This is a genomic window from Streptomyces sp. NPDC127108, from assembly GCF_042677545.1.
Taxonomy (GTDB): Bacteria; Actinomycetota; Actinomycetes; order Streptomycetales; family Streptomycetaceae; genus Streptomyces.
Genome location: NZ_JBHXTE010000028.1, coordinates 37891 through 55936, shown reverse-complemented (window position 1 = coordinate 55936; position 18046 = coordinate 37891). Strand labels below are relative to the sequence as shown.

13 protein-coding genes and 1 pseudogene are annotated in these 18046 nt (G+C 72.5%); 12 read left to right on the top strand and 2 right to left on the bottom strand.

The features are described from left to right. The first annotated feature begins 17 nt into the window (after positions 1-17). The 5 genes from ACFVHO_RS23960 (at position 18) to abc-f (ending at position 6710) form a co-directional block, all read left to right on the top strand. Positions 18-1061, top strand: coding sequence for a LacI family DNA-binding transcriptional regulator (locus ACFVHO_RS23960; RefSeq protein WP_385718093.1), 1044 nt, complete (start codon positions 18-20; stop codon positions 1059-1061). A gap of 118 nt (positions 1062-1179) precedes the next feature. Beyond that, positions 1180-2235: a S1C family serine protease gene (locus tag ACFVHO_RS23955; RefSeq protein ID WP_385718091.1), complete on the top strand. Its 1056-nt coding sequence runs from the start codon at positions 1180-1182 to the stop codon at positions 2233-2235. Positions 2236-2540: 305 nt separating this feature from the next. Next, on the top strand, positions 2541-3302 hold the full coding sequence (locus tag ACFVHO_RS23950; RefSeq protein WP_385718088.1) for a response regulator transcription factor: 762 nt from the start codon (positions 2541-2543) through the stop codon (positions 3300-3302). Continuing rightward, positions 3299-4714 (top strand): ATP-binding protein, encoded by a 1416-nt coding sequence (locus ACFVHO_RS23945; protein WP_385718085.1) that lies wholly within the window; start codon positions 3299-3301, stop codon positions 4712-4714. Before ACFVHO_RS23950 ends, ACFVHO_RS23945 begins: the two co-directional genes overlap by 4 nt. Before the next feature lie 259 nt (positions 4715-4973). Further along, positions 4974-6710, top strand: a complete 1737-nt coding sequence (gene abc-f / locus ACFVHO_RS23940) for a ribosomal protection-like ABC-F family protein (RefSeq protein ID WP_385718263.1) — start codon at positions 4974-4976, stop codon at positions 6708-6710. Positions 6711-6800: 90 nt separating this feature from the next. Here the strand turns inward: abc-f and ACFVHO_RS23935 are convergent, their stop codons facing one another. Next, positions 6801-8042 carry a DUF2993 domain-containing protein gene (locus ACFVHO_RS23935; RefSeq protein ID WP_385718082.1) on the bottom strand — a complete coding sequence of 414 codons (1242 nt, stop codon included), beginning with the start codon at positions 8040-8042 and terminating at the stop codon, positions 6801-6803. Positions 8043-8095: 53 nt separating this feature from the next. Beyond that, positions 8096-9958: a bifunctional metallophosphatase/5'-nucleotidase gene (locus ACFVHO_RS23930; protein WP_385718079.1), complete on the bottom strand. Its 1863-nt coding sequence runs from the start codon at positions 9956-9958 to the stop codon at positions 8096-8098. A gap of 209 nt (positions 9959-10167) precedes the next feature. Here ACFVHO_RS23930 and mshD point away from each other — a divergent pair, with 209 nt between their 5' ends. The 7 genes and pseudogenes from mshD to ACFVHO_RS23895 all read left to right on the top strand — a co-directional run bounded on the left by mshD (position 10168) and on the right by ACFVHO_RS23895 (position 17790). Continuing rightward, positions 10168-11109 (top strand): mycothiol synthase, encoded by a 942-nt coding sequence (gene mshD / locus ACFVHO_RS23925; RefSeq protein ID WP_385718076.1) that lies wholly within the window; start codon positions 10168-10170, stop codon positions 11107-11109. Between the two features lie 145 nt (positions 11110-11254). Then, the gene (locus tag ACFVHO_RS23920; protein ID WP_385718073.1) at positions 11255-11695 is read left to right on the top strand and encodes a GntR family transcriptional regulator; all 441 of its coding nucleotides are present in this window, start codon (positions 11255-11257) and stop codon (positions 11693-11695) included. Continuing rightward, a pseudogene (locus ACFVHO_RS23915) lies at positions 11692-12631 on the top strand (ATP-binding cassette domain-containing protein). The gene ACFVHO_RS23920 and the pseudogene ACFVHO_RS23915 overlap by 4 nt, the downstream one beginning before the upstream one ends. Next, entirely contained in the window at positions 12628-13611 is a 984-nt protein-coding gene (locus ACFVHO_RS23910; protein WP_385718071.1) for an ABC transporter permease, read from the top strand. Before ACFVHO_RS23915 ends, ACFVHO_RS23910 begins: the two are co-directional and overlap by 4 nt. Before the next feature lie 231 nt (positions 13612-13842). Beyond that, on the top strand, positions 13843-16116 hold the full coding sequence (locus ACFVHO_RS23905; protein WP_385718069.1) for an RNA degradosome polyphosphate kinase: 2274 nt from the start codon (positions 13843-13845) through the stop codon (positions 16114-16116). Continuing rightward, complete coding sequence (locus ACFVHO_RS23900) at positions 16097-17365, top strand: CHAD domain-containing protein (RefSeq protein WP_385718066.1); 1269 nt, start codon at positions 16097-16099, stop codon at positions 17363-17365. The genes ACFVHO_RS23905 and ACFVHO_RS23900 overlap by 20 nt, the downstream gene beginning before the upstream one ends. Then, positions 17362-17790 (top strand): NUDIX hydrolase, encoded by a 429-nt coding sequence (locus tag ACFVHO_RS23895; protein ID WP_385718063.1) that lies wholly within the window; start codon positions 17362-17364, stop codon positions 17788-17790. Before ACFVHO_RS23900 ends, ACFVHO_RS23895 begins: the two co-directional genes overlap by 4 nt. The last annotated feature ends 256 nt before the right edge of the window (positions 17791-18046 follow it).

Below are 18046 nucleotides of genomic sequence, written 5' to 3'. Positions count from 1 at the left end.
CCGCGTAGACTGCGCGCGTGGCCAAGGTGACGCGGGACGATGTGGCGCGACTGGCGGGTACTTCGACCGCGGTCGTGAGCTATGTCATCAACAACGGACCCCGGCCGGTCGCCCCGGCCACGCGCGAGCGCGTACTCGCCGCGATCAAGGAGCTGGGCTACCGCCCGGACCGGGTCGCCCAGGCCATGGCGTCCCGGCGCACGGACCTCATAGGCATGATCGTGCCGGACGCCCGGCAGCCGTTCTTCGCGGAGATGACCCACGCCGTCGAACAGGCCGCGTCCGAGCGCGGAAAAATGGTGCTCGTCGGCAACTCCGACTACGTCGAGGAACGTGAGACGCACTATCTGCGCGCCTTCCTCGGCATGCGGGTCTCCGGCCTGATCCTCGTCAGCCACGGCCTGACCGACCAGGCCGCCGCCGAGATCGACGCCTGGGACGCGCGCGTGGTCCTCCTGCACGAGCGCCCCGAGGCCATCGACGACGTCGCCGTCGTGACGGACGACGTCGGCGGCGCCCAGCTCGCCACCCGGCACCTGCTCGAACACGGTCACGCGTACGTGGCCTGCGTCGGCGGCACCGCCGAGACCCCGACCGTCGGCGACCCCGTCTCCGACCACGTCGAGGGCTGGCGGCGCGCCATGCGCGAGGCAGGCCTCCCGACCGAGGGCCGCCTCTTCGAGGCCCCCTACAACCGCTACGACGCCTACCAGCTCGCCCTCGGCTTCCTGGCCCGCCCCGACCGCCCCACCGCGATCTTCTGCTCCACGGACGACCAGGCCATCGGCGTTCTGCGGGCCGCCCGCGAACTCCGCATCGACGTGCCCGGCGAACTGGCCGTCGCCGGATTCGACGACGTCAAGGAGGCCGGGCTCACCGACCCGCCCCTCACCACGGTCGCCTCCGACCGCCCGGCGATGGCCCGCGCGGCGGTCGACCTGGTCCTGGACGACGGGCTGCGGGTGGCCGGGTCGCGGCGCGAGCGGCTGCGGGTGTTCCCTTCGCGGCTCGTGGTGCGGCAGTCGTGCGGATGCGGGCCTGCGGCCGCGGCTGATCTCTGAGGGTCCCCCTTCCGGGCTGGGGTCACGTGGGCGTCTTTATATCGGGCAAACGTGGTTCTGTCGGGGTTCTCAGGGCGTCCTCAGGGGGCTCTCATGTGGCGGGAACACGATCGGAGACATGACAGAACCCTTCCGCCAGAGCGATGAGAACCCGTCCGGCCCGCAGCACCTGCAGGCTCCCCAGGCCCTGTCGGCCCCGTCGGCCCCGCAGCAGCCCGGCTATCCGCCGCAGCCCGCCTTCGAGCCCGCCCCGGCCGGCCCCGCCCACTCCGGCCGCCGGCGCGCCCGCGGCCCCGTGGCCCTCCTCGCCGCCGTCGCGCTCGCCGCCGCGGCCGTCGGCGGTGGCACCGCGTACGCCGTGCAGACGCTGACCGGCGGTGACGACGGCAGCACCGGGGCGCGGAACGTCAACGGGACCAGCGTCTCCGCCGGCAGCAAGGGCACCGTCGCCGGGGTCGCCGCCGCCGTCTCCCCCAGCATCGTCGAGATCAACGCCACCACCGGGTCCGGCAAGTCCACCGGGTCCGGCGTGATCATCACCTCCGGCGGCGAGATCGTCACCAACAACCACGTCATCTCCGGCGCCACCGACATCACCGTACGGACCAGCGACGGCAAGACCTACAAGGCCAAGACCGTCGGCACCGACAGCAAGAAGGACCTCGCGCTGATCAAGCTGGAGGGGGCCTCCGGGCTGAAGGCCGCGAACCTCGGTGACTCCGACGACGTGCAGGTCGGGCAGGACGTCGTCGCCATCGGGTCGCCCGAGGGGCTGACCGGGACCGTCACCAGCGGCATCGTCTCCGCGCTCGACCGGGACGTGACCGTCTCCGCCGATCCCGGGCGGGGGCAGCAGCAGGGGCAGGGGCAGCAGCCCGGTGAGGGGTGGCCGTTCGAGTTCGGTGGGGAGCAGTTCAACGGGGACACGGGGTCTTCGAAGACGACGTACAAGGCGTTGCAGACCGATGCGTCGCTCAACCCCGGGAACTCCGGGGGTGCGCTCATCGACATGGACGGGAACATCATCGGGATCAACTCGGCCATGTACTCGGCTGGTTCCGGGTCCGGGGGTGGGGGTGGGTCGGAGTCCGGGAGTGTGGGGCTCGGGTTCGCGATTCCCATCAACACGGTCAAGGCAGACCTGGGGAAGCTGCGGGCCGGGGCGAGCGGGTGAGCCCTGCGGGGCTTTCCCCAGTCCCGCCCCTTCCCGAAACCGGGGCTACGCCCCTGGACCCCGGGGGTGGGGGTCCCGGGCGGGTGGGACAGACCCCCGCCGAATCGCCGCTTCGCGGCTCGTCCTCAATCGCCGGACGGGCTGAATCTTTCAGCCCCTCCGGCGATTGAGGAGCGGGGTCTGGGGCGGAGCCCCAGGATCGGGAAGGGGCGGGGTTGGGGAATGCCCCGCAGGGTCCGACCCCACCCCCCATGCGACGCTGATACCGACCCCCTCCGCCCACCCACCAGAGAGCCGAACCCCCCATGAGCCCCGCCGAAGGCGACCGTGAGTACTCGCACCCGCAGCAGCGCATCCTGATCGTGGACGACGAACCGGCCGTGCGCGAGGCCCTGCAGCGCAGCCTCGCGTTCGAGGGCTACGGCACGGAGGTCGCCGTGGACGGCGCCGACGCGCTGGAGAAGGCCGCCGCCTACCGCCCCGACCTGGTCGTACTGGACATCCAGATGCCCCGGATGGACGGCCTGACGGCCGCGCGCAGGCTGCGGTCGGCCGGATCGACGACGCCGATCCTGATGCTGACCGCGCGGGACACGGTCGGGGACCGGGTGACGGGCCTGGACGCGGGGGCGGACGACTACCTGGTCAAGCCGTTCGAGCTGGACGAACTGTTCGCGCGCATCCGCGCCCTGCTGCGCCGCAGCACCTACGCGACGGCGTCCGGCCAGACCGCGACGGAGGACGAGGGCCTGGTCTTCGCCGACCTGCGCATGGACCTGGCGACGCGCGAGGTGACCCGCGGGACGCGCACGGTGGAGCTGACCCGTACGGAGTTCACGCTCCTGGAGATGTTCCTGGCGCACCCCCGCCAGGTCCTGACGCGCGAGCAGATCCTGAAGGCGGTGTGGGGCTTCGACTTCGAGCCGTCGTCCAACTCCCTGGACGTGTACGTGATGTATCTGCGCCGCAAGACGGAGGCCGGGGGCGAGCCGCGTCTGGTGCACACGGTGCGGGGAGTGGGGTACGTGCTGCGCGCCGACGCCTCGGGATCCGGCGGCGGCGCGTGAACCGGTTCGTCCGCCGCTTCCGCGCGCTCCCGCTGCGCTCCCGGCTCGCCCTGCTCGTCGCGACGGCGGTCGCCGTGGCCGTCGCGGCCGCGGCGGTGGCGTGTTGGTTCGTCGTACGGAACGTGCTGGTCAGCTCGTTGGACGACGCGTTGCGGAGCAATCGCCCGTCGGACGCCGACGTCGTCGAGCAGATCGACGTCCAGGGCGGGCGCTGTCTGCGCACCTTCCCCAGCAACCCGGACCTGTACAAGCAGACCATCCAGGTCGTCTTCGCGAACAACGCGAGCTGCGTCATCATGGGGCGGCAGAAGATCGACATCAAGGAGTCCGACCTCGCCGTCGCCCGCCAGGAGTCGGCGGAGACGTACCACAACACCCGCGCGGCGAACGGCGTCGAGTACCGCGTCTTCACCTACCCGCTGCAGAACGCGCCCCTCGCCGTCTCCGTGGCCCGCCCCCTCGACGAGGTCAACGACACCCTCAACAACCTCGTCCTCGTCCTCTCCCTCGTCGCCGGCGTGGGCGTACTCGGCGCGGGCGCCGCCGGGCTCTGGGTGGCCCGCACCGGCCTGCGCCCCGTCGACGAACTCACCGCCGCCGTCGAGCACGTCGCCCGTACCGAGGACCTGAACCTGCGGCTGCCCGCCGACGACGACAGCGACGACGAGATCGCCCGGCTGTCCCGCTCCTTCAACGCGATGACCTCCGCCCTCGCCTCGTCCCGTGACCTCCAGCAGCAGCTCATCGCCGACGCGGGCCACGAGCTGCGGACGCCGCTCACCTCGCTGCGCACCAACGTCGAACTGCTCGCCCGGAGCGAGGAGACCGGCCGTGCCATCCCGCCCGACGACCGCCGCGCGCTCCTCGCCTCGGTCAAGGCGCAGATGACCGAACTGGCCTCCCTCATCGGCGACCTCCAGGAGCTGTCCCGCCCCGACGCGGCCCAGGGCGGCGGCAAGGTGCAGGTGGTCGCGCTGCACGACGTCGTGGACGCGGCCCTGGAGCGGGCCCGGCTGCGCGGGCCCGAGCTGACCTTCGAGGCCGACCTCGCCCCGTGGTTCGTACGGGCGGAGCCCGCGGCCCTGGAGCGGGCCATCGTGAACGTCCTCGACAACGCGGTGAAGTTCGGCCCTGCGGGCACGGTCATCGAAGTCGGGCTCAAGGGCGGCGAGTTGACGGTACGGGACCACGGGCCCGGCATCCCCGCCGACGAACTGCCGTACGTCTTCGACCGCTTCTGGCGCTCCCCCACCGCCCGCAGCCTGCCGGGATCCGGGCTCGGCCTGTCCATCGTGGCGCGGACCGTGCGGCAGGCGGGCGGCGAGGTCGCGCTCGGGCCCGCGGACGGGGGCGGCACGGTGGCGAGGGTGCGGCTGCCGGGGGCGGGGACGCCGCCGCCCGCGACTCCGTGAATCGGCCCTGGTCGGCGGCCGTGAATCGGCGCTGGTCGGTGGCCGTGAATCGGCTCTGATTGCTCGCGGCCACTTTCAACGAGACGCCGCGTCTTGCGTCGGCGGCTCGCAGGTGTTACTGTCGTCCTCGTTGAAACGAGACGAGACGTCTCGTCACTCGACAGAGGGGCGCACGCACCACCCGCGCCCCGACCACCGTCGCCTGCGAAAGAAGCCCCACTTGTTCCGTGCCCCAGCAGTAACCGCCGCCACCGCCACCATCACCGCTGCCACCGCCACCACCACCGCCCCCACCGTCTCCCAGCTCGCCCTCACCGACGTCACCAAGCGCTACGCCGACCACCTCGTCCTCGACCGCGTCCGTCTCACCGTCCGGCCCGGCGAGAAGGCCGGTGTCATCGGGGACAACGGTTCGGGCAAGTCCACGCTGCTGCGGCTGCTCGCCGGGCGGGAGCGGGCCGACAACGGCACCGTCACCGTCGTCGCCCCGGGCGGCACCGGGCACCTCGCCCAGACCCTGGACCTGCCGGACTCCGCACGCGTCGGTGACGCCGTCGACCTCGCGCTCGCCGAACTGCGGTCCCTGGAGCACCGGATCCAGGCCGCGGGCGCGGACCTGGACGGCGCCGACCCGGCCGCGTACGACGCCTACGCCGCACTCGTCGCCCAGTTCGAGGCACGCGGCGGCTACGGCGCCGACCGGCGCGTCGACGTCGCCCTGCGCCACCTGGGCGAGCACACCGGCCTCGACCGCTCGCGGCGGCTCGGCACGCTCTCCGGCGGGCAGCGCTCCCGGCTCGCCCTGGCCGCGACGCTCGCCTCCGCACCCGAGCTGCTGCTGCTCGACGAGCCGACCAACGACCTCGACGACGAGGCCGTGGCCTGGCTGGAGGAGCGGCTGCGCGCCCACCGCGGCACCCTCGTCGCCGTCACCCACGACCGGACCTTCCTGGACCGCGTCACCGACACCATCCTGGAGGTCGACCATGTCACCCGATCCGTGCGCCGCTACGGCGACGGCTACGCGGGCTATCTGACCGCCAAGGCCGTCGAACGGGCCCGGCACGAGCGGGAGTACGAGGACTGGCGCGCCGAAGTGGCACGGCAGTCACGGCTCGCCGACGCGGGCATCGGACGGCTCGACGCCATCCCGCGCAAGGCCCCGGCCGCCTTCAGCGGCGCCGGCGCCTTCCGGGCCCGGTCACGGGCCCACGGCGCGATGAGCCGCATCCGCAACGCCCGCGAACGCCTCGAACGCCTGACGGAGAACCCGGTGCCCGCGCCGCCTCAGCCGCTGCGCTTCACCGCGGGCATCGAGGGGACGGCCGACGGTGCGGTCGAGGTGGCCGACCTGCGGGTGCCGGGGCGGCTCGCCCTGGACTCCCTGCGGGTCCCGGCCGGCGGGCGCCTGCTCGTGACCGGTCCCAACGGGGCGGGGAAGTCGACGCTCCTCCGGGTGCTCGCGGGCGAGGTCGAGCCGGAGCCGGGCGGCACCGTGCGGCGGCCCGCCAGGGTCGGGCTGCTGCGGCAGGTCGCGGCGCCCGTGTCCCGCGCGGAGGGGGCGCGTTCCCTGCTCGCTGCCTTCGGCGAGGACCGGGGCGACGAGCTGCTCGCACTCGGCCTGTTCCGCGAGGCGGACCTGCGCCGCCCGGTCGGCACCCTCTCCACGGGCCAGCGTCGCCGCCTCGAACTGGCCCGCCTGGTCACGCGTCCGTACGACCTGCTCCTCCTGGACGAGCCGACGAACCACGTCTCGCCCGCGCTGGTGGAGGACCTGGAGGCGGCGCTCGCGACGTACGCGGGGACGCTGATCGTCGTCACGCACGACCGGCGACTTCGGTCGGGGTACCGGGGCCGGACCCTGGCCCTGGGGCACCCTTCCTGGGGCTCCGCCCCAGACCCCGCTCCTCAGACGCCGGAGGGGCTGTCTCCCACCCACCCGCCCAAACCTGCATCCCTGCACGCAGACGGCACTTTCAGCCCGTCCGGCGTTTGAGGACGAGGCGCGAAGCGCCGACAAGCGGGGGTCCGGGGGCGCAGCCCCCGGATCGGGAAGGGGCGGGGTTGGGGAGCCCTCCGGCAAGGCCTACGTCCCGAACCCGATCCCGTACCCCTCGACCCCCACCCGGATCCCGTCCTCCTCCACCTTCACGCCCTGGAGCCGCATGGCCCCCTCGCCCGGCAGCTTCGGCAGCTCGAAGGAGAGCGAGAGCCGGTCGACGAGAACGGGCCGGGTGAGCCCGTCGAGCCCCTTGAGCAGCGCGGGGTCGAGGCCGAGCTTCTTGAGGAGGGCGGGGTGCCCCATCGCCACGTCGATGAGGTTGAGCCGCATCACGTCGTCGACGAACTCCGGCGACCCGGTGACGTCGTTGAGCTTGGCGTCGCTGCGCAGGGCCTCGCGCACGACGCGGTCCGGCACGCCAAGGCGGTCGGCGATGGCGGGCACCGCAAGCAGGGCCTTGGCCTGCGACGACTCGTCGGCGACGCGGCGCGCGCCGGTGCGGCTGAGGTGCAGGCCCTCGGACTCCCGCGCCCCCGGCCGGTAGGTCGCCATGTCGCCGATGTCGAGGCGCATCCGGTCGATGTCGGTGGCGACACCGCGCTCGCCGTTGCGCTCGATGCGGGCGTCGGCGCGGACCTTCAGGTCGTGCCCGGCGACGGGCAGGGTGCCGCGGGCGTACACCTTGTCGCGGCCGTGGCCGGTGAAGGTGACCTGGGAGGCGCCCAGTTCACGGTTGAGGTCGTCGAAGGAGAGGAGCACCTCGCCGCGCATCCGCCCGATGACGGCGCCGTGCAGGGAGGTGGGCCCGTCGCCCTTCATGGTCACGTCGGTGGCGGTCGCGGAGACCTTGGCGAGGGAGACGCGGTCGGCGGCGACGTCCGGGACGGTCACCTTCACCTCGTCCAGGCGCTGGTCGAAGACCTGGGTGAGGAAGGGGAAGCCCTCGATGTCGACTTCGGGGGCGGCGCTCAGGTCCAGCTGGTCCTTGAGCTTGTCGGCGGCCTCGTGCTCGGCGTAGAGCAGGGCCCAGCGGTCGACGAGGACCAGGAACGCGGCGGCGACGGCGAGGGCGACGACGGCCTTCGCGGCCAGCGGGAGCCCGGCGAACCGGTTGCGGCGCCGACGGCTGCCGCGCCGGTGGTTGGGCGGCTGCCAGGGAGCTTCGGCCTCGTCCTCGGGGTCCTCCCGGAGGAAGTCGTCCAGGGGGTTGGGCGCGAGGGCGCCGAGCTCTTCGTACGGATTGTGGGGGGTTGTCTCTCCGGACGGATTGTGGGGAGTTGTCTCTTCGGGCGGTTCAGAAACGGCCATGCGGTGGGGGGAACGCATCAGATGATCTCACCATACGTTCACACCCCACCCCAAGCTCGTTCGCCGGAGAGCTACTTCACAACGGTAATGCGGTCCGCCTTCGGCGGCGCGATCGGCTTGGCCGCCGAGGAGTTGGCGGCGAAGTAGTCGTTGAGCGCCTTCAGGTCGTCCGCGCCGACCAGCGGGTTCTTGCCCTTGCCGAGTTCGGCGAAGCCGTCGCCGCCGCCCGCGAGGAAGGAGTTCAGGGCGACGCGGTAGGTGGCGTTCGGGTCGAGCGCCTTGCCGTTCAGCTTCACGGTGTCGGTGACGATCCGGTCGGCGCCGGACTTCGTCATGTCGAGCGTGTACGTGAGACCGTCCGACACCTGGAGGATCTTCGGCGAGGCCTCGTTCGGGCCGCTGACCTGCTGCCGCAGCGCGGTCAGGAGCTGCGCGCCGGTGAGGTCGACGAGGTTCACGGTGTTGCTGAACGGCTGCACGGTGAACGCCTCGCCGTACGTCACGACCCCGTCGCCCTCGCTGCCGCTCGCCTTGTGGACGAGGTCGGAGCGGATGCCTCCCGGGTTCATCAGGGCCAGGCTCGCCTTGGGATCGAGGGACTTGGCGTGCGCGAGCTGCGCGTCGGAGATCAGGTCGCCGAGCGGGGACTCGGGCGAGGTGGCGCCGCGGCCGGGGATGTCGCCGGAGATGTAGCCGACGGGCTTGCTCGCGATGGGCGCGGCCAGCTTGTCCCAGCGGCCGATGAGGCGGGTCATGTCGGCGGCCTTGGGCTGCGTGCGGCTGACGACGTGGTTCGCCGACTTCACGCTGGTGCGGACGATGTCCTTGGTGCGGCGGTCGTACGTGAGCGTGGTGTCCGTGTAGAGCTTGCCGTACGAGGACGCCGAGGTGACCATGCGCGGCTTGCCCGAGGGGTCCGGGATGGTGCAGACGTACGCCTGGTGGGTGTGTCCGGTCACGAACGCGTCGACCTTGGGCGACGCGGCCTTGGCGATCGCGGTGATCGGACCCGAGATGCCGTCGCCCGCGCCCGGCGAGTCACAGTTGTAGTTGTACGCCTGGCTGGCCGGGGAGCCGCCCTCGTGGATGAGCGTGACGATCGACTTCACGCCCTTCTTGTCGAGGATCTTCGCGTACTTGTTGATCGTCTCGACCTCGTCGTGGAACTTCAGGCCCTTGATGCCGTCGGCCGAGACGATGTCCGGGGTGCCCTCCAGGGTCAGCCCGATGAAGCCGATCTTCACGCCCTTGTGCTTCCACACCGAGTAGGGCTTGAGGAGGGGCTTGCCGGTCTTCTCCTTGGTGACGTTCGCCGTGAGGTAGGGGAAGTCGGCGCCCTTGAACTTCTTCGGCTTGCCGTGCTTGTCCTTCTCGTAGCAGCCGTCCTTGGGGTGACAGCCGCCGTTCTGGATGCGCGCCAGTTCCGTCGCGCCCTCGTCGAACTCGTGGTTGCCGACGCTGGAGACGTCGAGGTCCATCTTGTTCAGGGCCTCGACGGACGGCTCGTCGTGGAAGAGCCCCGAGAGCAGCGGGCTGCCGCCGATGAGGTCGCCGGCCGCGGCGGTGATGGAGTACGGGTGGCCCTTGCGGGCCGTGCGCAGGGACGTCGCCAGGTACTCGGCGCCGCCCGCGTCGATCTTCTTCTCGGTCCCGTCCGGCTGCTTCTCGGTGACCTGGCCCGAGGAGCCCGCGGGCGGCTGGAGGTTGCCGTGGAAGTCGTTGAAGGACAGCAGTTGTACGTCGACCGTGCTCTTCTTGTCCTTGGCCGCGGCGGCGCTCCGCTGGTCCTTGGCCACGGCGCCGTCCCGCGCGTCCTGCCCGGCGCTCGCGGGCAGGGCGACGGCGAGCGCCCCGACGGTGGCGATGCCCGCCGCGACGGCGAGGACGCGGGTTGCTCGGCGCCTGGGCCTTCGGTGCTTCGGTATGGCCGACACGTATTCCCCCCGGGGGCGTTTAGGACGACTTGGGCCGTCGGGAAGCCTAAGGTCAACGCGCGTAGCGCAACAGAGGCCTGCTGGTTACAGGGTGGTTGCCATTCGTCTGCGGGAGGGCTTCGGCCGAGGTTCATCGCGCTTCGCGCTCGTCCTCAATCGCCGGACAGGCTCTATGAGTCCACCACCGCCCCTCGCCGTACCCTCGACTCATGACTGACGAGCAGCCCGCCACGGCACCCTCCCTCCGCCAGATCGACACCCTCGACGTGCTCACGGCCGGTCAGGCCGAAGCCGTGGTCACGCTCCTCGCGGAGGCGGCCCGGACCGACGGGCAGCAGGCCGTGTCCGAGCAGGGGCGGCTGCAGTTGCGCGGCGGGGAGAGGGAGGGCGTGCGCCATCTGCTCCTGAGCGTCGGCGGCGATCTTGTCGGCTACGCGCAGCTGGAGGACACCGACCCCGTCGAGGCGCCCGCCGCCGAGCTGGTCGTGCATCCGGCGCACCGGGGGCACGGGCACGGGCGGGCGCTCGGCACCGCGCTGCTCGCCGAGTCGGGGCGGCGGCTGCGGGTGTGGGCGCACGGCGGGCACTCCGCGGCGCGCCATCTGGCCCAGGTCCTCGGCCTCACCCTGTTCCGGGAACTGCGTCAGATGCGGCGCCCGTTGGCGGACCTGGACCTGCCGGAGCCGGTGCTTCCCGAAGGGGTGCGGGTACGCGCCTTCGTCCCCGGCGAGGACGACGCCGCGTGGCTCGCGGTGAACGCCGACGCCTTCGCCCACCACCCCGAGCAGGGCTCCCTCACCCAGCGCGACCTCGACGACCGCAAGGCGGAGGCCTGGTTCGACCCGGCGGGGTTCTTCCTCGCCGAGCGCGAGTCCGCCGACGGCGGCCGCGATCTTGTCGGCTTCCACTGGACGAAGGTGCACGCGGCGGAGCGGCTCGGCGAGGTGTACGTCGTCGGGGTGCGTCCCGGCGCGCAGGGCGGCGGGCTCGGCAAGGCGCTCACCACCATCGGCCTGCGGCACCTCGCGGCGGCCGGGCTGCCGACGGCGATGCTGTACGTCGACGCGGACAACAAGGCGGCGGTGAGCGTGTACGAACGCCTCGGCTTCGTGACGCACGAGACGGATCTGATGTACCGCACGGAGTCGTGATGTACCGCACCGAATCGTGAGGTACCGCACGGAGCCGTAAGGGCAGGGCGGGTCACAACAACCCAGGGGGCGGCGTCACTTGACGCCGCCCCCTCTCTTGCACCACCCTTTCACTACTCAATTAGTGAAAGGGTGGTGCAAGGCAGTGCTCGAGTACCGCATCGACCGGCGCAGCGGCGTCGCCACCTACCTCCAGATCGTCCAGCAGACCCAGCAGGCCCTGCGCCTCGGCCTGCTGGAGCCCGGCGACAAGCTGCCCACGGCGCGCGAGGTGGTCGAGGCCACCGCCATCAACCCGAACACGGTCCTGAAGGCCTACCGGGAGCTGGAGCGCGAGGGCCTGGTCGAGGCCCGCCGCGGCCTCGGCACCTTCGTCCGCAGGTCCCTCGGCAGCGCGCCCGCCGACTCCCCGCTGCACGGCGAGCTCCTGGAGTGGGCCGCCCGCGCCCGCACCGCGGGGCTCGACCGGGACGACGTGGCCGCGCTGTTCACGGCCGTACTGGAGGAGCAGTTCCCGCAAGCGTCCCGCGGCGCGCGGCAGCAGCCCGTACCGCACGGAGCACCCACCGAGGGGGACCCCGCATGACCGACACCGCCATCGAGGCGGCCGACCTCACCCTGGCCTACGGCCGCCGCCGCCAACCCGCCCTGCGCGGCTGCTCCTTCCGCCTCGCCGCGGGCCGCGTCTGCGCGGTCGTCGGCCCCAACGGCGCCGGCAAGTCCACCCTGCTCGCGCTCGCCGCGGGCCTGCTGCGGCCCACCTCCGGCGAGCTCACCGTCCTCGGCGCCGCCCCGGCCGCCGTCCGCCCCAAGGTCGCCTACGTCGCCCAGGACAAGCCGCTCTACCCCCAGCTCACCGTCGCCGACACGCTGCGGCTCGGCGCCGACCTCAACCCGGGGCGCTGGGACGCCGACGCCGCCGACCGCGTCCTTGCCGACGGCGACCTCGCCCGGGGTGCCCGCGTCCGCTCCCTCTCCGGCGGCCAGAGCACCCGCGTCGCGCTCGCCCTCGCGCTCGGCAAGCGCCCCGAACTCCTGCTCCTGGACGAGCCCATGGCCGACCTCGACCCTCCCCCGAGCTCTTAAGGAGCAGGGGGGACCCCCTTCCCGGCACCGGCTCATGGGCACCCTGATGGCCGAGGCCGCCGAACACGGCACCACCGTCGTCATGTCGTCCCACATCGTCAGCGAACTGGCCGACGCCTGCGACCACTTGCTCCTCGTCTCCGGCGGCCGGATCCGGCTCGGCGGCGGCATCGACGACCTGGTCAACGCGCACGCCCTGGTCACCGGCGCCCGGCCGCTCACCGATCTCGCCGCGCACACCGTCGTCGAGTCCCACGCCACCGGCCGCGGCCTCACCGCCCTGATCCGCCCCGAAGGGCCCCTGGCCCTCGACACCGGCTGGCGGGTCGAAGAGCCCTCCCTGGAGGAGCTGTTGCTCGCCCATCTCCGTACCCCCGGCACGGAATCCATGATCACCCCGGGTGCGAACCCCGCCGACCGCGAGGTGGCGGCATGACCACCACGTCCCTGACCCCGCCCGCGGCCCGCACCCCCCGCCGCTCCCTCCTGCCCGGCGCCCACCGCACCGTCCTGCTCCTGCACCAGGCCACCCTGTGGACCGCCCTCGGGCTCGCCGCCGTCGCCGCCGCCGTGACCGGCTATCTGCACCTGGCCGCCCAAGGGCGCCCCGGACTCATCGAGTTCCTCGGCGTCACCAACGAGGACGACCTGCTCTTCACGTACATGGAGCGGGCCGCCGTCGCGCTGCTCTTCGTGCCGCTGGTCGTCGCCGCCTTCACCGCGGGTCCCGTCGTCGCCCGCGAACTGGAGTCCGGGCTGCACCGGTTCGCCTGGACCCAGGGCGAGACGCCCGCCCGCTGGCTCGCCGCGCGGCTCACCGTGGCCGCCGGGGCCGCGACGGCCGCGGGCCTCGCCGTCCTCGGCGTGTTCTGGATCGGCGGCTCCGACCTGGTGGGCGCCCCCGGCGGCATGCGCTGGGCCGAGAGCGCCACGTACGCGGCCACCGGGCCCGTCGCCGTCGCGTACTGCCTGCTGGCCGTCGCCGTCGGCGCGCTCGCCGGGCTCCTGGTGCGGCGCACCCTGCTCGCCATGTCCGCCGCGGGCTCCGTCACCGGCGCCGTCCTGTGGCTGCTCAGCAGCGTCCGCTGGGACCTCTTCCCCGTCCGCACCGCCACCGACTCGAGCGCCGACGCCCGCGCTCGCGACATCTGGTTCCCCGACGTCCCGGCCGACAGCCACCTCATGGACCAGGGCGCGATCAACGCCGCCGGGGAGCGCTTCGCGCCCGGCCAGTGCGAGCCGGACCTGCCCGACCCGTCCTGCCCCGCCGACACCCAGGCGGTCCAGGCGTACGCGGACTTCCACCCCAGGTCGCACTTCTGGTACGTACAGCTCATCGAGTCCGGGATCGTGCTCGCACTCGCGGCGGCGGCGGTGTATGCGTCCTTCTGGATCCTGCGACGGCGTACGCCCTGAGTACCGCCCGACGCGCACTCTCCCGTGTAGACGTCTGGGGGTATCCATGCGAACCCCCGGGCGTCATGTCGGCGTAACCACTGATTCAGACAGCCTTGCGACGCTCAGGCAATGCAGCCCCCCACCGTGCCCGACTCCGCGCCGGACGGAGCGCGCCCGAACGGCCAGGTCCGTCTCGCGCCCGAGGCCTTCGGCGCGCCCGGAGTGGGCTCCGCGCGGAACAATGGGCGCATGAGCGAGCCCACCGCGCAGTCCGACAGCCAGCACGCCGACGTACCCGGGGTGCGCCACGCGCAGCCCTCCGTCGGCTCCCTGGCCGCCCACCGGCCGCACACCATCGCGGCCACGGTCTCCGACCTGGACCCCGACATCGACGCCGACCTGGACGGCTACGACGAGGACGCCCAGGCCGGGTACGGCGGCGCGGAGCTGCCGCAGGGCCGCTTCCTGGACCGGGAGCGCAGCTGGCTCGCCTTCAACGAACGCGTCCTCGAACTCGCCGAGGACCCGAACACGCCGCTCCTGGAGCGGGCGAACTTCCTCGCGATCTTCGCCTCGAACCTGGATGAGTTCTTCATGGTCCGGGTGGCGGGCCTGAAGCGGCGCATCGCGACCGGCGTCGCCACCCGTTCGGCCTCCGGCCTGCAGCCCCGCGAGGTCCTGGAGCTGATCTGGTCCCGCTCCCGCGAGCTCATGGCCCGGCACGCCGCCTGCTACCAGGAAGAGGTCGCCCCGGCGCTCGCCGACGAGGGCATCCACGTGGTGCGCTGGAACGAGCTCACCGACAAGGAGCAGTCCCGGCTCTACACCCTCTTCATGCACCGGATCTTCCCGGTCCTCACTCCCCTGGCCGTGGACCCCGCGCACCCCTTCCCGTACATCTCGGGCCTGTCCCTGAACCTGGCCGTGGTGATCGAGAACCCGGTCACGGGACACGAGCACTTCGCGCGCGTCAAGGTCCCGCCGCTCCTGTCCCGCTTCCTGGAGGCCTCCCCGCAGCGCTACGTCCCCATAGAGGACGTCATCGCCGCGCCCAAGCACCTCCAGGAACTGTTCCCGGGCATGAACATCAAGCAGCACCACATGTTCCGCCTCACCAGGAACGAGGACCTGGAGGTCGAGGAGGACGACGCCGAGAACCTCCTCAAGGCCCTGGAGAAGGAACTGATGCGGCGCCGCTTCGGGCCGCCGGTGCGCCTGGAGGTCGAGGAGTCCATCGACCGCAAGGTGCTCGATCTGCTGATGCGGGAGCTGAAGATCGGCGAGTCCGAGGTGCACCCGCTGCCGGGCCCCCTCGACCTCACCGGACTCTTCTCCATCGCGGGCCTCGACCGGCCCGAGCTGAAGTACCCGAAGTTCGTCGCGGGCACCCACCGCGACCTCGCCGAGGTCGAGTCGGCGTCCGCGCCCGACATCTTCGCGGCCCTGCGCGGCGACCACGACGTGCTCCTGCACCACCCCTACGACTCGTTCTCCACGTCCGTGCAGGCCTTCCTGGAGCAGGCCGCCGCCGACGAGAACGTCCTCGCCATCAAGCAGACGCTGTACCGCACCTCGGGCGACTCCCCGATAGTGGACGCGCTCATCGACGCCGCCGAGTCCGGCAAGCAGGTACTCGTCCTGGTCGAGCTGAAGGCCCGCTTCGACGAGCAGGCCAACATCAAGTGGGCCCGCAAGCTGGAGGAGGCCGGCTGCCACGTCGTGTACGGCCTGGTCGGTCTGAAGACCCACTGCAAGCTGTCACTCGTGGTCCGCCAGGAGGGTGACAACCTTGTCCGGTACTCCCACGTGGGCACCGGCAACTACCACCCCAAGACCGCCCGGCTCTACGAGGACCTGGGGCTGCTGACCGCCAACCAGGAAGTCGGCGCCGACCTCTCGGACCTCTTCAACCGGCTTTCGGGCTACTCGCGCCGGGAGACCTACCGGCGCCTGCTCGTCGCCCCCAAGTCCCTGCGCGACGGCCTGATCACCCGCATCAACCGGGAGATCCAGCACCACCGCGCGGGCCGCCCCGCCTACGTCCGCATCAAGGTCAACTCGATCGTGGACGAGGCCGTCATCGACGCGCTGTACCGGGCCTCGCAGGCCGGGGTGACAGTGGACGTGTGGGTGCGCGGGATCTGCGCGGTACGGCCGGGGGTCGCGGGCCTGTCCGAGAACATACGCGTCCGCTCCGTGCTCGGCCGCTTCCTGGAGCACTCCCGGATCTTCGCCTTCGGCAACGGGGGCGAGCCCGAGGTGTGGATCGGCAGCGCCGACATGATGCACCGCAACCTCGACCGCCGTATCGAGGCCCTGGTCAGGGTGATGGCCCCGGCGCACCGGGCGACCCTGAACCGGCTCCTTGAGACCGGCATGTCGGACACCACGGCCTCGTGGCACCTGGGGGCGGACGGCAACTGGACGCGGCATGCCACGGACCCGGACGGCCAGCCCCTGCGGAACGTACAGGAGATGCTCATAGACGCCCGGAGGCGCCGGCGTGGCACAGCAACACCATGAGATGACGGCGGGCGAGACGCTGTCGGTCTACCTGCAGGACCAGGCGACCGACTTCCTCCGCTCGCTGCGGCTGCACCGCGAGTCCTCGACGGACGCGCACGGCGCCGAGGAGTCCCTGGAGGCGGCGCGGGCCCTGCGGCGCGCGTCCCGCAGGGTCGGCGCCACGCTGCACACCTTCCGGCCCCTCCTGGACCCGGAGTGGACGGAGTCCCTCCGCCCGGAGCTGGCCTGGCTGTCCGGCACCCTGGCCCGCGAGCACGCGTACGCCGTCCGCCTTGAGCGGCTCCTGGGCGCCCTCCACCGCCTCTCCTCCCCACCACCGCCCGCCCCGTCGGCCCCACTGCCGGGCCCGTCGACCCCGCCGCTCCGCGGCGGACATCTCCCGCCCGCCCACCCGGCACCCGGAACGGGCAGATGGACCGGGAGCACACCGGGGGCACCCCTGCCCGCAGCCACCCCCGACAGCTCCACCGCCGTGGGCAGGCGTTCCGCAGGGCGATTGGGGTCTCCCCTGGTCGAGCGGAGTCGAGAGCTTGGGGAAGGGTGGGCACAGCCCCCGGTCGAGGGCGCCGATACCGCCAAGCCCCGCCAAGGCGCCCTCCCCGCCCAAGGCCCCGCCAAAAAGCCCACCGGCCCCCTGGCCATAGGCGCGGCCAAGGCCGCAGCCCTCCTGGAGCGCCAGCTCACCCTGGCCCGCACCAGGGCCCACTCGGCCGCACTCCAGGCCTTCGGCTCCTCCCGCTTCCACGCGGTGGCGGACAACGTGGCCGTCCTCGCCAGCGAGGTCCCCCTGCACGCCACCGCGGACGCCGACCTCAAACCCCTGGCCGCGACCGCCGAACAGCACCTGACGGAGGCGGTGACCGACCTCCCCCTGATCAGGGCGGGCCACCCGTACAACGCGGAGGCCCTGGTACACGGCCTCGCGGCGGACACCGCGCCGGAGGCCCAGGACGCGCCCTGGCTGAAGGTCCGCTCACTGCTGCGCCTGCACCGCTACGCCCAGGAGGTCCTCCTCGGCGAGACCCCCCTGGACCCCCGCATCCTCCAGGCGGGCCAGGCCCTGGACCTGCACCGCGAGGCCGCGGACGCGGCGGCGGCCGCAGCATCGGCGGCCCGCACCCCGCGCATCGCCCCGGCCACCGCGTACGCCCTCGGTGTGCTGCACGCCGACCAGCGCCACGAGGTGGAGGCGGCGAGGTTCGCCTTCCAGCGGGCCTGGCTGCGCGAGGCGGTCACGGCGCCATGACGGGGCCGCCGGACCTGATCAGCGCGGCGGGCTGCGTGCTGTGGCGCCGCGCGCCGATACCGGGCGGCCTGGAGGTCTGCGTGGTGCACCGGCCGAAGTACGACGACTGGTCGCACCCCAAGGGCAAGCTGAAGCGGGGCGAGTCCGCGCTGGCGGCCGCCGTGCGCGAGGTGGGGGAGGAAACCGGCCACCACTGCGTCCCCGGCCCGCCCCTGCCCACGGCCCACTACCGCGTCGGCGGCCGCCACAAGGTGGTCCACTACTGGGCGGCCGAGGCCACCCACGGCCACTTCACCCCGAACCGCGAGGTCGACCGCGTCCGCTGGCTCCCCCCTGCCGAGGCCCGCGCCCGCCTCACCCAGGTCCGCGACCGCGAGCTCCTGGACGACCTGCTCACCGCGCTGCACCGGGTGGACGAGTCCTGACGGAGGTGCCCGCACCGGGCACACGCCGGAGACTGTGAGTACTCGGTCGGACGCGTGACGTCACGCCATGCTGGTCGGCGGCACCCCACTCCTGGGGTGCCGCCGCCTCGTCGTGCCCCCCGCGACGTAATCCGACCGTGACCTAACCACAAAGTCCTCGTAGGTTCACCGCGCGTTCATTTACGGCCATCGGTCACTTCACCTGATCTGCCTAATTTCGGCCCTACGTGATGCGTGGCGCGATCCCACGGACCGC